The sequence below is a fragment of the Afipia sp. GW822-FHT03D08 genome (genome assembly GCF_058801645.1).
This window is the reverse complement of sequence record NZ_JBXANK010000002.1, coordinates 624,972-638,743: the sequence shown is the minus strand read 5'-3', so window position 1 is coordinate 638,743 and position 13,772 is coordinate 624,972. Positions and strand designations below refer to the sequence as shown.

Genomic DNA, 13,772 nt, shown 5'->3' with positions numbered 1-13,772 from the left:
GTTCCAGTTGCGCATTTACAGTGAAGGAGAACCAGATGAACGCCCCGCAGAAATTCCATGATTCAACACCGGCTGCCGAGAAGATGTACACGGATCTGCCGCGCCCGCCGGTATTTGCAACAGTTGGCGAGGAGCGGTTGCATCGCAAGCAGCGCCTGGCCGCCAGCTTCCGGTTGTTCTCGAAATTCGGCTTCGAGGAGGGTGTCGTTGGCCACATCACGGCGCGCGATCCCGAATTCACTGACACGTTCTGGGTCAATCCGTTCGGAATGCACTTCAGCCTGATCAAGGCATCCGATCTGATCCGTGTCGGGCACGACGGAAAGGTAGTCGAAGGCAATCGGCCGGTGAATGCTGCCGCGTTTGCTATTCACTCGCGTGTCCATGCAGCTCGTCCGGACTCAGTCGGCGCGGCGCATTCACACTCGACTTATGGCCGCGCCTTTGCCGCGCTCGGCCGCAAGCTGGATCCAATTTCGCAGGACGTTTGCGCCTTCTACAACGATCACGCGCTTTACGACGATTACGGCGGGGTCGCGGTCGATCTCGACGAGGGACAACAGATCGCGAAGGCGCTCGGCCCGCACAAGGCAGCCATCCTGCAAAATCACGGCCTTCTCACAGTGGGCCAGACCGTCGACGAGGCGGCATGGTGGTTCATTACCATGGACCGGTCGTGCCAGGTGCAACTGATGGCAGAAGCCGCGGCTGCTTACTCCGGGCAGAAGCTCAAGATGATTTCGGAAAAGTCCGCACAGCAGGCTTATCAAATCGTCGGCTCGTCGTTCAGCGGATGGTTTCAGTTCCAGTCGCTCTATGCGCGCATTCTGAAAGAGCAGCCGGACTTTCTCGACTAGGAGCATCGCGGCCGCTCCCATGAGGGCGGCCGCGGATCAAATTCTTAAATGCCAGGAGGAATTCATGAACCGGCACGTCAAACCAAAGCTGTCGCAGATATCGTCCGAAGAGCGCCACGCACGTGAGCAACTGGCGGCGTTTTACCGAATCTGCGACCGGTTCGGCTGGACCGAGCTTATTTACAATCATATTACCGCGCGCGTTCCGGGACCGGAGCGTCACTTTCTCATCAACCAGTTCGGGTTGATGTACAATGAAATCACCGCGTCGAATCTGGTGAAGATCGATGTTGATGGCAACGTCGTTGACGGCAGCGATGCCAAGGTCAATGCGCCGGGGTTTACCATCCACTCCGCGATCCACATGGCGCGCGAGGATGCTCATTACATCGTGCATACCCATACGACCGAGGGCGTGACGGTTGCATGCGCGGACGGCGGTCTATCGCCGCATAGTTTCTATGGCGCGCAGCTTTACGGCGAAGTGGCCTATCACGACTTCGAAGGAATTTCGGTCGATCTCAGCGAGCGTGAACGGCTGGTGAAGTCGTTAGGCAACAAGAACGTCATGATCCTGCGCCATCACGGTTTGCTGACTTGCGGAGAGACCGCCGCGGCCGCATTCTTCCGAATGTATATGTTGCAGCGCGCCTGCGAGGTGCAGGTGCACACCTTGCAGATGGGCAAGGAGCTGAGGCATCTGCCGGAAGCGGTACTGAAGCGTACCGTGCAGCAGTCGCAAACGGCCGTCGCCAAGGGCTTCGATGAGAAGCATGCGTTCGGTCAGGACACCTACGACGCATTGATCAGGCAGCTCGACGCCGAAGGATCGACGTTCCGTCAATAGGCAGACGAACGGACAAAACAAACAGTTTCAAAGCAGCAAACAGCCGGCGGGCCCCAAGAGCCGCGCCGGCTGCAATAAGACGCGGAAAAATCCGCCCAATCATTTTCACATGGGGAGAAACACAGATGAGTCAGATAGCAGTTGATGCCTTGCCGGAGGATATGGCGGAAAGCGATATCGAAAAATCGACGATGCGCGCTGTTTCGGTCCGAATCTTGCCATTTCTGATCCTGGCCTATTTCATATGCGTGCTGGACCGGGTCAACGTCAGCTTTGCTGCGCTGACCATGAACGCGGATCTCGCATTCACGCCGCTCATCTATGCCTGGGGCGCGGGCATCTTCTTTATCGGCTATTTTATCCTGGAAGTGCCGAGCAATATCGCCTTGCATCATTTCGGCGCGCGTCGCTGGATTGCGCGCATCATGGTGACGTGGGGACTGATTTCCGCTTCGATGGCGTTCGTCAGCGGGCCGACCAGCTTCTATGCCCTTCGCTTTCTGCTCGGTGTTGCCGAGGCCGGATTTTTCCCGGGGATCGTTCTCTATCTCACCTACTGGTATCCGGCAAAATATCGGGCCCGCGTGATGTCAGCCTTCATTCTGGGCGCGCCGCTGTCCGCGGTATTCGGCGGACCAGTTTCGGGGCTCCTGCTCGAGATGAACAACATGCTGGGCCTGAAGGGTTGGCAATGGCTTTTCATCATTGAGGGGATTCCGGCTGCGATCCTCGGCGTCATTGCCTTCTTTTACCTGACGGACCGTCCGTCGGATGCGAAATGGCTCGACCCGGAGCAGAAGAAATGGCTCGAGGCCAGGCTTGACGGCGAGCGCAGCGCCAAGGAAGCGGCTCATCGCATGACGCTGTTGCAGGCGCTGAAGTCGTCCAAGGTGCTGGCATTGAGTTTCGTCTACTTCGGACTCCTGGCTGGTCTCTACGGAATACAGTTCTGGTTGCCGCAGATCGTAAAGGGCTTCGGGTTGACGAACGTTCAGACCGGATTTGTCAGCGCGCTGCCGTTCGCATTCGGCACCATCGCCATGTATCTGTGGGGACGCCGCTCGGATCGGGCACAAGAGCGCGTGTGGCACATTGCAGTTCCGCTGTTCGTGACGGCCGCTGCGCTCGTCGCATCAGCCTATGCGGGGAACCTGCCTCTTACCATGGTGGCGCTCATCGTGGCGGCTGTCGGCGGATTTGCAGCATTCGGGCTGTTCTGGACTCTTCCGACGGCCTTGTTGACCGGGGTTGCAGCCGCCGGCGGCATTGCGCTGATCAATTCGATCGGCAGCCTGGCGGGCTTCGGCGGCCCTTATCTCATCGGCTGGGTCAAGGAACTCACCGGAAACACAATAACCGGATTACTTGTTCTCGCGGTACTTCCGGCTGTTGCTGCGTTTTTGGTGCTGGTATTAGGGCACGATACGAAAACGGAATTCGCAGGCGACTCGAAGAAAGTCTGACGCCTCCAACTTCCGGCCTGCGGTGTTGTGACGACACCGCAGGTTTTCGCTACGTGCAGTATATGCTACGCGTTACCTTTCGCGCGGTAGATTGCCTCCAGCACCCGCCGCGGTGTCATCGGACAGCACAGTAATTCCACCCCCAGCGATTTGAGTGCGTCGTTGACAGCGTTGCCGATGGCGGCGGGAGGAGCAATCGCACCGCCTTCACCAAGACCTTTGACACCGAACTCCGTGTAAGGTGACAGCGTTTCCATGTGCTCGACCTGCGGAGCGGGAACCTCGGTTGGCCCAGGCAGCAGATAATCCGCGAAGGTCGATGCCAGCGGTTGTGCTGATGGATCGAACGGCATCTCTTCATAGAGAGCCGTGCCGATACCTTGTGCAAGGCCGCCGTAGATCTGGCCGTCGACGACCATCGGATTGATCAGCTTGCCGCCGTCCTCGACGATCACGTAGTCGAGAATTTCGATGTCGCCCATTTCCGGGTCCACTGCAACGACGGCGATATGTGCGGCGTAGCTGAATGTGCCGGAGTCGCGCACCGGCTTGTAGCCAATCGTGGTTTCAAGGCCGCGCGGATCGACCGAGGCAGGGAGATCCTGAGGGCGCCGATACCAGGTGTGAGCGACTTCCTTAACAGTCACGCTTCCCGATGGCCCGATCACACAGCCGTCCTCAAGGCGTACATTCGCAACATCGGTTTGCAGCAGATGCGCCCCGATGCCTTTGATGAGGCCGGCGATTTCCTGCGAGGCGCGTGACACGGCACCGCCTGCCATTACAGCTGATCGCGAACCCCAGGTTCCGGTCGAGTATGGCGTGTATTCGGTGTCGCCGTGGACGAGCTTGATCTTCGCGGTCTCGATGCCCAGAATCTCGTGGGCGATCTGCGGCAATGTTGTTTCCATGCTCTGCCCGTGCGAATGGACACCGATACGAAGCTCGAGACCTCCATCCGGCGTGACGCGCGCAGTCGCCTGTTCGTATCCCGGGATCATCGGGATTCCCCAGCCGGAATAGACCGATGTGCCGTGCGCGCCCTGCTCGCAATAGATCGAAAGACCGATGCCGATCAGTCTGTGGGTGTTTTCCTCCTGTTTGCGGATGGCGTCGAGATTGATCCTTGCCATGGCGCGTTTCAAAGCTTCAGGATAATCGCCGCTGTCAAAATGCTTTTTGGTGATGTTGTCGAACGGCATCTGCTCAGGCTTCACCAGATTTTTCAGCCGCACCTCCAGAGGATCGAGTCCTGCCTCGCGCGCGACGGCATCCACCATCAGTTCCATGGCATAGCAGACGCCCGTGCGGGCGACGCCGCGATAAGGGAGAATTGGACACTTGTTGGTTGCGACCGACCAAGTCCGGCAGCGATATGACGGAAAGTCGTAAGGCCCCGGCAGGATGCTCGCAATCTGCGCGGCCTCAAGACAGGCCGAGAACGGGTAAGATGAGTAAGCGCCGGAATCGACGGTGGCCTCGCACTCGATGCCGCGCAGCGTGCCGTCGCGATCCGCGTATGCGGTGATGACATAATGATGCTCGCGGCAGTTTGCGCTCGCAGTCAGATGCTCGCGGCGATCTTCGATCCAGCGGACCGGATGACCGCAGTGCATCGCAAGCCAGGCGAGGCAAACATCTTCCGGCGGCATGAGAGCCTTGTAGCCGAAGCCGCCTCCGACGTCGGGCGAGATGACCCGTACCTTGCTTTGGTCGAGCCCGAGACATTCGGAGATGCCGGTTCTGATAATGTGCGGCTGCTGCGTCCCGGTATAGAGCACTAGCTGATCGAGGCGCTTGTCCCAATAAGCAACAGTGGCGCGCCCTTCCAGCGGCGCCATGCATTGCCGCGCCGTCCTGATTTCACGGGTCACCTTGATCGGGGCGTCGTAGGCCGCCTCCATATTCACGTCGATATACGTTTCCAGGAAAACGTTATCGCCCCAATGGTCGTGAACCAGCGGTGCACCGGGCCGTCTCGCGGTCAGCATCTCGCTCACCACCGGCAGTTCGTCGAGGTCTAGTTCAACTGCGCCGGCGATGTCTTCAGCTTCGGCGCGCGTACTGCCTATGCACATGGCGACAAGCTCGCCGACCTGCCGGACCTTTTCGTGCGCCAAAAGAGGCTGCTCCGAATGCTTGAAGCCGGGCAGGCCGGATGCGGCGACGATCGGTTTGACGTCTGTAAGATCGCTGGCGGTGAAAACGCGATCCTGAAATTCCGGCGGGATTCGCACGCCACGGATCTTCGCGTGAGCGAGTGGGGAGCGGACGAAGGCGACGTCCTTGAGTCCGGGCAGCTTGAGGTCGCCCACATACTGGCCGCGGCCGCGCAAGAAGCGGTCGTCTTCCTTTCGCAGCAACGACGCGCCGACGCCCTGAAAATCCATCATCCCTCCGATCCGATCACCGCTTGCCACAGGCCGAATTGCTTTATATCATTCTATCTATAGGACAACAATGAGATAGAGAGATATGGTTCAGATTACAGTCATTCAGCCGTCGGGAACAACGTCTCAACTGGATGTGCCCGAGGGCTGGAGCCTGATGCAGGCCGCAGTGAAAAACGGCATCGACGGTATTGTCGCCGAGTGCGGCGGGTCCTGTGTTTGCGCGACCTGCCATGTCTACGTCGAGCAAGAGCGATTGACGGAACTCCCGCCGCCTGGCGAGGACGAACTTGAACTTCTGGACGAAGTGAAAGCCGAGCGGCGTCCCAACAGTCGCCTGTCATGCCAGATCAAGGCCTCACCCGCGATCGACGGACTCGTTGTCACCGTTCCCGAGTGCCAGACGTGACCGGCACCGATCCCCACATTGTCATTGTCGGGGCCGGGCAGGCCGGTCTTCAGGCAGCCGAAACGCTTCGCAGCGAAGGGTTTGAGGGCCGGGTCACGTTGCTCGGTGCCGAGCCGCACGCGCCTTATCAGCGGCCTCCGCTCTCGAAAGCGTGGCTCACGGACAAACTGGACCCTGAACAGCTGACGCTGCGTGATCCCTCCGTGCTGGAGAGGAAGCGGATCGATCTCTGCACCGGCGCATCCGTGTCGGCGATCGATGTGAGATCGCAAGCCGTGTTGCTGCGCGATGGGCGAGCATTGGCCTACACCGGGCTGGTTCTCGCCACGGGCGCGACGCCGCGTCAGCTTCCGCAGGCGCAAGAAGCCCGCGATCTGGTTCGGACGCTGCGATCACGCGCCGATGCTGACGCGATCGCGCGCGGACTTCAGAATTGCGCGCGAATGGAACTGCCTCTGGTCGTTGTCGGGGGAGGGTTCATCGGACTGGAGGTCGCGGCGAGCGCACGAAAACTTGGTATCGAAGTTACTGTCCTCGAGGCGGCTCCGCGTCTGCTGGAAAGAGTTTTGTCCGCAGAACTGTCCGCGTGGTATGCTCGGCTGCATGCCGATCGCGGCGCGACATTGATTTTTGAAGCGCGGATAGCTGAAATCCGAAAAATCACAGCGCATGCTGTCGAGGTCCAGCTTGCTGATGGACGCTGCATCGTTGCCGGGCTGGTGGTTGCGGGAATTGGCGTGACGCCCAACGACGAACTGGCAAGGGCTGCTGGAATCGTGTGCGAAAATGGAATCGTAGTGGATGCATGCGGACGCACCTCGGTTCCCAATGTTGTCGCTGCGGGCGACTGTACGGTTCGCCGCCTGCTGGATGGCACCATGCTTCGGCTGGAGTCGGTTCAGAACGCAGTCGAGCAGGGCCGGTCGGCGGCCTGCGCACTGCTGGGAACGGACAAGCCAAGTCTTGGAACGCCGTGGTTCTGGTCGGACCAGTACGACATGAAGCTCCAGATTGCGGGGCTGTCGCGGGGGGCGGACACGCATGTTCTGCGTGGCGACATGGGAGGCCATTCGTTTTCGATCTTTCATTTTCGCGAAAGCCGTCTTGTGGCGGTGGATTCGATCAACGCCGCCAGGGATCACATGGTCGCGCGGGACCTGATCGGGCGGCAAATTTCACCAACTGCGCAGCAGGCCGGTGATGCCGCGTTCAATCTCGCAAAGCTTCGCACCGTTCAGGCCTAGTTTTTTCGGAGTAAAAAAATAGCGGCGGCGCCGATATCGGCGCCGCCGCTGATCCTTGCCCGTTACTTGCTGACCAGCACGACCTTTCCATCGTCGATCTTGACGAGGTGCGTTGTCGCCGGGCTCTGTCCGCTCTCGGCGCCGGCCGGACCGACTTTCTCGAAGACGATGCGGCCGGTCAGGCCGGGAAACTCGATCTCCCAAAGAGCTGCGCGAATCTTCTCCGGCTCAGCGACACCGGCTTTCTTGATGGCTGCGGCCAGCACCTGAATGCCGTCATAGCCGCGCGCGCCCTCAGGCAGTCCCGCAAACGGAAGTCCGGTTTTTTCCCACGCTGCGATGAACGAGCGGGCCGCTGCAGGATCTGCCGAGGTTTCCGGGAACCACGGCGCAAACATCGCGTCATGCAACGAATTGTTCGCTGCCGAGCCGGCCTGGGCAATCAACTGATCCGGCACGGTACCGCCGGTGGTGATGATCTGTCGCTTGATGCCGAGCGCCTGCGCCTGCTTCATCACCAGCGTCATCTGTTCCGGGCCGGATGTCGTGAAGAGGGTGTCACTGTCTGTGCTCTTGATGGTCGAGAGCTGCGAAGACATGTCTTGCGCCGCTGCGTCCATATGCAGCGTGCGATTGACGGTGATGCCCTTTTCCTTCAGCATTTTCCCGAATTCGGCAGCCGCACCGAGACCCCAATCATTGTTGACGACCAGGAAGTCGACCTTCTTGATCTTCAGCGGTTCGACAAAGCGGGTGAAGCTCTTGGCTTCCATGCTGTTGGTCGGGCTGATGCGGAATACATACGGGTTGCCCATGGTCGTGATCTTGTCGGCGCTGGACGTTTCGACCAGCATCGGGACCTTGTATTCCATCAGCTTTGGCATCACTGCGAGTGTGTAGGTCGAGCTCCATGCGCCCATCATTGCGGGCACCTTGTCGCGCGTAATCAGCTTCTCGGCGACGTTCGCAGCTTCGGTGGGATTGCTCTTATTATCTTCGATGATCAGTTGAAGCTTCTTTCCGAGCACGCCTCCCTTCGCATTGATCTCTTCCGCGGCGATCTTGGCGCCGTTGGTGACGAAATTCCCCGACGCGGCGACAACGCCCGTCAGGGGCTGATTGACGCCGAGCTTGATGGTTTCCTGGGCTATTGCGCCTGTCCCGACACTGGTTGACAGGACCGCTAGCAATATTCTGGACCAAGACGATTTCATTGAATTCCTCCCTCCGGTTTTACCCGCCCGCCTGTTTGCGCGCTAAGTCACACTATCACCCTATTAATAGTATGACCAAGCCGCAAATGTAATCGATGGTGCTATTTTTCGGGGCAATTTGCACGAAAAACTCGCTTTGCGCACTTGCCGCTTATCTCTATCATGCTATAAATAGGATGAGTGGGTCGGCGGACGCCGCTTATTGTTTGGCGAATGCCGCAAATCCACGTCGGAAGGCCGCGCATTCTGTGCGCCAGGTGAGTGCGGAATGAATCGGAAGCTTGCGCATCTTCGTCGTCTCGTTCGGTTAAGTGACGCCAGGGCGGACCTGCCTGCACACACTCTGCTTCATGCTGGACCGCCTTACAAAGGCAAACCGCCGGGCGCGGTCATGGCGGCCGCGGAGCAGGCCGCGGTGATCGGAGGTTTCGCCGAGGATACCTCAGCCGCGCGCGGGATGCTTGAGGCGGGTTCACTTTCACTCAAGCCGGCGCAGGACCACGGCATTGCTGTTCCGCTCGCGATGGTGGCTGCGCCGTCGATGTGGTGTTTCGAGGTCGGGGACAATGACAGCGTCTTCTATTCTCCTGTCTCCGAAGGGCCGCCGCCAGCGTTGCGATTTGGCTCCGCCGATCCACTCTGTGTCGCGCGCGCGCGCGATTGGACCGCGGAGGTGGCGCGAGCACTCAATCCGCAGCTTGGCAAACTGCCGGACATCGAATCGATAATGCGGGAGGCCCTGCGCGAGGGGGACGACTGCCACGCCATCACACGGGCCGGAAACGATCGGTTGCTCGAACTCAGGAGCGAATTGCCCACCGGCATCGTGGCCGATATCCGGGCGAATCCCGGTTTCGTCCTGGGCATCTGGATGGCCTGGGCCGCGTGGAAACTGCACACATCGGCAAGCGAGATCGTGGCCATTGGCGGCAACGGCATTGAGTTTGGCTTGCGACGGCGCGGCGAGACAAGCTGGTCGACCGTATCATGCGCGCCGCCAATAGGAATCCGCTTCAATCAACAGCAGACGGCGCCGGCCCTGGGCGCCATCGGTGACAGCGCGCTCGTCGATATCTGCGGGTTTGGCGGACAGGCGTTAAGTCATGCGCCAGTGCTCGCAGCGGAGTGGGCACATTTGCTCCCGCTGGATGCGCAATCGCGCGCCAGCGCCATCATTAACAGCGGTAAGGGCATCATCGATACCGACGTCGTCCGCGCCACCGGCGTCACGCCGATCATCAATCTTGCGATCCTCGATAAAAGAGGTGCTGCCGCACCCATCGGAAGAGGGTTCTACATCGTACCGCCCTCACTTTTCGGAACTGGAGACTAGGAATGGACCTGACAGGAAAGGTGGCTGTCGTCACCGGCGGCGCGATGGGGATCGGCTATGCGATCTGCGAGGCGCTGGCCGGGCAGGGCGCGTCGATCATGATTGCAGATCTCAAGGGAGGTTCGGCCGCCGCGGATAAATTGCGCCAGCGCGGATATCAGGCCCACCATGTCGATGCGGATGTTTCCAGCGAGCAGGACACCGGCCGCATGGCGTCAGCGGCCGTCGAACGGTTCGGGCACGTCGACGTTCTGGTGAACAACGCCGCGATCTATTCCACCCTGTCCCTCAAGCCATTCGAGCAGCTTACAGTCGATGACTGGCAAAAAATGCTGAATGTCAATGTCATCGGGCAGTTTCTGTGCTGCAAGGCGGTACTGCCGGCATTCAAGAAGCAGGGCTCCGGGCGCATCATCAACATCTCGTCGGGTGTCGCCTTCAAGGGCAATCCCGGCATGTTGCATTACGTCGCCTCAAAGGGCGCGATCGTGTCCATGACACGAACGCTTGCGACCGAGCTTGGCGAGCACGGTGTTCTCGTCAACAGCGTCGCGCCCGGCTTCACGCTGAGCGATGGCGTTCAAAACAATCCCGAACTGGCGAACACGGTTTCCGGATTTTCCGTGCGCAACAGGGCGCTCAAGCGGGACATGCTGGCTGGAGACGTTGTTGGCGCCGTCGCTTTTTTTGCGGGCCCGCATGCCGCTTTCATCACCGGCCAGACCTTGGTTGTCGATGGCGGCGCTTACTATCACTGACGGCTGCGGAATTCTTGACTGTCGAAGGGAAGCAACAAAATGAAATACGTTACCAATGCATGGTACCCGGTGGTGTGGGCCGATCGTGTTGGCCGGGAGTTGACTCGGCACGTGGTGCTCGAAGAACCCATCGTCATCTATCGTCTGGAGGACGGAAGCATCGCGGCTCTTCAGGATGCGTGTCCGCATCGTCTTGCCCCGTTGTCGCTGGGCAAATTGAAGGGTGACAACATCGAATGCGGCTATCACGGCATGACATTCGACTGCAGCGGAAAATGCGTTCTCATTCCGGGGCAGGATGTGATTCCGGGCAACGCGCTGGTCCGCTCATATCCGCTTCAGATCAAGTACGGGCTGGTGTGGCTTTGGATGGGCGATCCGAAGAAAGCCGATCTCAGCAAGATGTTTCATCTGCCGCAGTACGAGGCCGAAGGCTGGCACGCCGTGCAGGGCGACACGCTGCGGATCGAGTGCAACTATCTCAGCCTTTGCGACAACCTGCTTGATCCGGCGCACGTCACGTTCGTTCACACAACAACTCTTGGCACTCCGGCCGGGGCCACCGTTCCGGTCAACAACGAATACCGCAACAACGAAATCACCGTGTGGCGATGGATCCGCAACGGGCCGGCGATTCCGCTTTTCTCGAAGTACGGCAAGCTCACCGGGTCAGTCGATCGCTGGCACTACTACAATTACTCGACGCCGTGCTACTTCGCGATCGACATGGGATCGTGCCCTGCCGGTTCGATTCCCGATACGGAGGACAGAGATAAGGGCGTTCGGATGTTTGCCTGCCACGTTCTGACCCCGGTCGATGAACGGACGGTGCTTCAGCACTGGTTCCATGTTCGTAACTTCCGCACCAACGAGCACAACATGGACGCCTCGCTGACCGCCGATCTCGATATGGCTTTCAAGGAAGACAAGGTCATCCTGGAGCGGATCCAGCTCGAGGAAGAGCGCGACCCGAACTACAAGCGCATCATTCTGGGAATCGACGCGGCGCCGATGAAGATGCGCCGGATGGTCGATAAACTTATTATCGCGGAACTGGAGTCTGCCGGTTGAGCTGACGATCCGTACACAATCGCGCGCGCCAAAGATCATCTCTGGCGCGCGGACACTTCCTCTGTACTGCCTGGGGTTTCGGCCCCAGGATTTTTTTGGGGGCGGGGCTTTGCCGGAGCACCTGGCTAGCTGCGATTCATCAGATCGCGCCGAAGCGCGAAACAATTCCGGTGGTAATGAAAATCCGCGACGTAGATCGCAACATTCCGGTCGTCCAGAAGAACGATCCTGCAGTCGGCGGTGGGCTCGCCAAGTCCGATCTTGAGCAGGTCGGCGACCTCGGGATTCGCTATGCCGATCGTCACCGTCTGATAGGCGTGACTGATCGAGATATCCTTCATCTCCATGATGAGCGGCAGGGCGGGTAACCGTGTGAATTGCTTCCGTTCGCGTGCGAATATCTCCTGCGACAGGTGCAGGTTGACGACTGAAAACGGCTCATCCCCGTTGTACTGCACGCTTCTCAGCAGCGCATATCTATGCGCGGGGACACCTTCACCCTCGCCGAGGGGAGGGCTGGCAACTTTTTCTTCTATGTGAACGATCTCGACGCGATTGTCCTTGATAGAGCTGATAAGGCCGTCGAGGTCATTGGCGATGTTCAGCCAGTGCCGTTCCTTCGGCACGTAAGATACAAAAGTGCCGAGACCCTGCCGGGAATCGAGCATTTTTTCTTCGCGAAGAATCTCGATGGCCTTGCTGATGGTGATCTTGGCAACGCCGAATTCGGCTTCGAGCTCTTCGATCGTCGAGATCTTGTCCCCGTTCTGCCAGCGGCCAGCTTCAATGCGCTGCCGCATTACCGATGCCAGCTGCAAGTACAGAGGCATACGGCTACGGTCGAAAATGACTGAGAGCTTATTCATCTCTCTATTATAGAGTAGTCCTATATATAAGGCGAGCCGTGTTTAGAGGTCATCTAATGGGTGCGGACTGCGACAGCCGGCGCCGGCACACGATGTGCCGCTCCGTCCAGGTATCGTACCGAACGGTGAGGACTAGCGCCGCTTAGAGCGTCGCCATTGCTTTTGGCGAGAAGGGTGCAAGTTCGGCGAAGCGTTTGTCGCGCACCTTGGCCGGCCACTCCGGATCGGTAATCAGCGCGCGGCCAACTGCGACCAGATCGAACTCATGATCCGCAAGCCGCGCTTCGAGTTCGCTGAGATCGCCAACTTCCGCGCTTTCACCCTTGTAGGACTGAATGAAGTCGCCGCCCTTCAGACCCACCGATCCCACCGTGATCGTTGGCTTGCCGGTGAGCTTCTTGCTCCAGCCGGCGAGATTGAGGTCGGAGCCCTGGAATTCGGGCTCCCAGAACCGCCGCGTCGAACAGTGGAAGATGTCGGCGCCTGCGTCGACCAGCGGCTGGAGGAACGCGGCGAGCTCGTCGGGCGAGTGAGCCAGCTTCGCACCGTAGTCCTGCTGCTTCCACTGCGAAAACCGGTGAATAATGACGAAGTCTGGCCCCACACGCTGGCGGATGGCCTTGATGATGTCGGCGGCAAAACGAGTACGCTTAACGAGATCGCCGCCGTAAGCGTCGTCGCGCCGGTTCGACTGCTCCCAGAAGAACTGGTCCACCAGATAGCCGTGCGCACCATGAAGTTCGACGGCATCGAAGCCGATCTCCTTGGCGGCGCCCGCGGCTTTCGCAAACGCTTCGATGGTGTCTGCGATATCCGCGTCGGTCATCGGCTCGCCAACCAGCTTGCCTGAACCGGACAATCCCGATGGCCCATCAGACTTGCCTTCCGGACGCGGACCGGTCCCAGCCTTGCGGACCATTCCCTGATGCCAGATTTGCGGCGCGATCTTTGCTCCGGCCGCATGCACTTCTTTCACCACGCGACGCCAGCCATCGAGGCTTTTCGGGGCATAGAAGTTCGGAATGTTCGGATCATTCGATGCGCCTGCGCGGTCGACCGTGGTTCCTTCGGTGATGATCAACCCGACGCCGCCTTCCGCGCGGCGGCGATAGTAGGTCGCGACATCCTCACCGGGGGTCCCGTCCGGACTCTTCGAGCGCGTCATCGGCGCCATCACCACGCGATTGGGCAGTGAAAGCGATTTGTGCCGGAATGGCTGGAACAGCGGGTTCGTGGTCGACATGAAGGCCTCGCGACAGTTGACTGGCGATTTTCTGATGAAAATTGTGCGGTAGCAGTTCTGGCAACGTCAATTCAAAA

Annotated in this window: 12 protein-coding genes; 8 read left to right on the top strand and 4 right to left on the bottom strand. The window is 59.4% G+C overall.

Annotated features, from left to right (window positions below; genetic code table 11):
• Positions 1-35: 35 nt before the first annotated feature.
• The 3 genes from AC1RM7_RS17935 (at position 36) to AC1RM7_RS17925 (ending at position 3,167) form a co-directional block, all read left to right on the top strand.
• Positions 36-857: a class II aldolase/adducin family protein gene (locus tag AC1RM7_RS17935; protein ID WP_024921425.1), complete on the top strand. Its 822-nt coding sequence runs from the start codon at positions 36-38 to the stop codon at positions 855-857.
• A 64-nt stretch (positions 858-921) separates the two neighbouring features.
• The gene (locus AC1RM7_RS17930; protein ID WP_024921426.1) at positions 922-1,704 is read left to right on the top strand and encodes a class II aldolase/adducin family protein; all 783 of its coding nucleotides are present in this window, start codon (positions 922-924) and stop codon (positions 1,702-1,704) included.
• 125 nt (positions 1,705-1,829) lie between these two features.
• On the top strand, positions 1,830-3,167 hold the full coding sequence (locus tag AC1RM7_RS17925) for an MFS transporter (RefSeq protein WP_024921427.1): 1,338 nt from the start codon (positions 1,830-1,832) through the stop codon (positions 3,165-3,167).
• Between the two features lie 65 nt (positions 3,168-3,232).
• Here AC1RM7_RS17925 and AC1RM7_RS17920 read toward each other — a convergent pair whose 3' ends face one another.
• Entirely contained in the window at positions 3,233-5,557 is a 2,325-nt protein-coding gene (locus AC1RM7_RS17920; protein ID WP_024921428.1) for a xanthine dehydrogenase family protein molybdopterin-binding subunit, read from the bottom strand.
• An 85-nt stretch (positions 5,558-5,642) separates the two neighbouring features.
• Between AC1RM7_RS17920 and AC1RM7_RS17915 the strand changes: the two genes are divergently transcribed.
• Positions 5,643-5,966, top strand: a complete 324-nt coding sequence (locus AC1RM7_RS17915; protein WP_024921429.1) for a 2Fe-2S iron-sulfur cluster-binding protein — start codon at positions 5,643-5,645, stop codon at positions 5,964-5,966.
• Positions 5,963-7,210: an NAD(P)/FAD-dependent oxidoreductase gene (locus tag AC1RM7_RS17910; RefSeq protein ID WP_024921430.1), complete on the top strand. Its 1,248-nt coding sequence runs from the start codon at positions 5,963-5,965 to the stop codon at positions 7,208-7,210. The genes AC1RM7_RS17915 and AC1RM7_RS17910 overlap by 4 nt, the downstream gene beginning before the upstream one ends.
• A gap of 62 nt (positions 7,211-7,272) precedes the next feature.
• Here the strand turns inward: AC1RM7_RS17910 and AC1RM7_RS17905 are convergent, their stop codons facing one another.
• A complete protein-coding gene (locus tag AC1RM7_RS17905; RefSeq protein ID WP_006019398.1) occupies positions 7,273-8,424 on the bottom strand; it encodes an ABC transporter substrate-binding protein in 1,152 nt (383 codons plus the stop codon).
• A gap of 391 nt (positions 8,425-8,815) precedes the next feature.
• On the opposite strand from AC1RM7_RS17905, the gene AC1RM7_RS17900 reads away from it, so the two are divergent.
• Genes AC1RM7_RS17900 through AC1RM7_RS17890 form a run of 3 tightly spaced genes read left to right on the top strand, consistent with a single transcriptional unit; the run spans position 8,816 to position 11,586 of the window.
• A complete protein-coding gene (locus tag AC1RM7_RS17900) occupies positions 8,816-9,757 on the top strand; it encodes an oxamate carbamoyltransferase subunit AllG family protein (protein ID WP_034460876.1) in 942 nt (313 codons plus the stop codon).
• Between the two features lie 2 nt (positions 9,758-9,759).
• Entirely contained in the window at positions 9,760-10,515 is a 756-nt protein-coding gene (locus AC1RM7_RS17895) for an SDR family NAD(P)-dependent oxidoreductase (RefSeq protein WP_024921432.1), read from the top strand.
• 39 nt (positions 10,516-10,554) lie between these two features.
• A complete protein-coding gene (locus AC1RM7_RS17890) occupies positions 10,555-11,586 on the top strand; it encodes an aromatic ring-hydroxylating dioxygenase subunit alpha (RefSeq protein ID WP_006019401.1) in 1,032 nt (343 codons plus the stop codon).
• Positions 11,587-11,711: 125 nt separating this feature from the next.
• Here the strand turns inward: AC1RM7_RS17890 and AC1RM7_RS17885 are convergent, their stop codons facing one another.
• Together AC1RM7_RS17885 and AC1RM7_RS17880 are read right to left on the bottom strand one after the other, a co-directional pair.
• Positions 11,712-12,416 carry a GntR family transcriptional regulator gene (locus AC1RM7_RS17885; RefSeq protein ID WP_492943901.1) on the bottom strand — a complete coding sequence of 235 codons (705 nt, stop codon included), beginning with the start codon at positions 12,414-12,416 and terminating at the stop codon, positions 11,712-11,714.
• A gap of 178 nt (positions 12,417-12,594) precedes the next feature.
• The gene (locus AC1RM7_RS17880; protein WP_024921434.1) at positions 12,595-13,695 is read right to left on the bottom strand and encodes an NADH:flavin oxidoreductase; all 1,101 of its coding nucleotides are present in this window, start codon (positions 13,693-13,695) and stop codon (positions 12,595-12,597) included.
• Positions 13,696-13,772 lie beyond the last annotated feature (77 nt).

Coding starts and splice junctions, on each gene's coding strand:
- AC1RM7_RS17935 (WP_024921425.1), top strand. CDS start 36: ATGAACGCCCCGCAGAAATTCCATGATTCAACACCGGCTGCCGAGAAG.
- AC1RM7_RS17930 (WP_024921426.1), top strand. CDS start 922: ATGAACCGGCACGTCAAACCAAAGCTGTCGCAGATATCGTCCGAAGAG.
- AC1RM7_RS17925 (WP_024921427.1), top strand. CDS start 1,830: ATGAGTCAGATAGCAGTTGATGCCTTGCCGGAGGATATGGCGGAAAGC.
- AC1RM7_RS17920 (WP_024921428.1), bottom strand. CDS start 5,557: ATGGATTTTCAGGGCGTCGGCGCGTCGTTGCTGCGAAAGGAAGACGAC.
- AC1RM7_RS17915 (WP_024921429.1), top strand. CDS start 5,643: ATGGTTCAGATTACAGTCATTCAGCCGTCGGGAACAACGTCTCAACTG.
- AC1RM7_RS17905 (WP_006019398.1), bottom strand. CDS start 8,424: ATGAAATCGTCTTGGTCCAGAATATTGCTAGCGGTCCTGTCAACCAGT.
- AC1RM7_RS17900 (WP_034460876.1), top strand. CDS start 8,816: ATGGCGGCCGCGGAGCAGGCCGCGGTGATCGGAGGTTTCGCCGAGGAT.
- AC1RM7_RS17895 (WP_024921432.1), top strand. CDS start 9,760: ATGGACCTGACAGGAAAGGTGGCTGTCGTCACCGGCGGCGCGATGGGG.
- AC1RM7_RS17890 (WP_006019401.1), top strand. CDS start 10,555: ATGAAATACGTTACCAATGCATGGTACCCGGTGGTGTGGGCCGATCGT.
- AC1RM7_RS17885 (WP_492943901.1), bottom strand. CDS start 12,416: ATGCCTCTGTACTTGCAGCTGGCATCGGTAATGCGGCAGCGCATTGAA.
- AC1RM7_RS17880 (WP_024921434.1), bottom strand. CDS start 13,695: ATGTCGACCACGAACCCGCTGTTCCAGCCATTCCGGCACAAATCGCTT.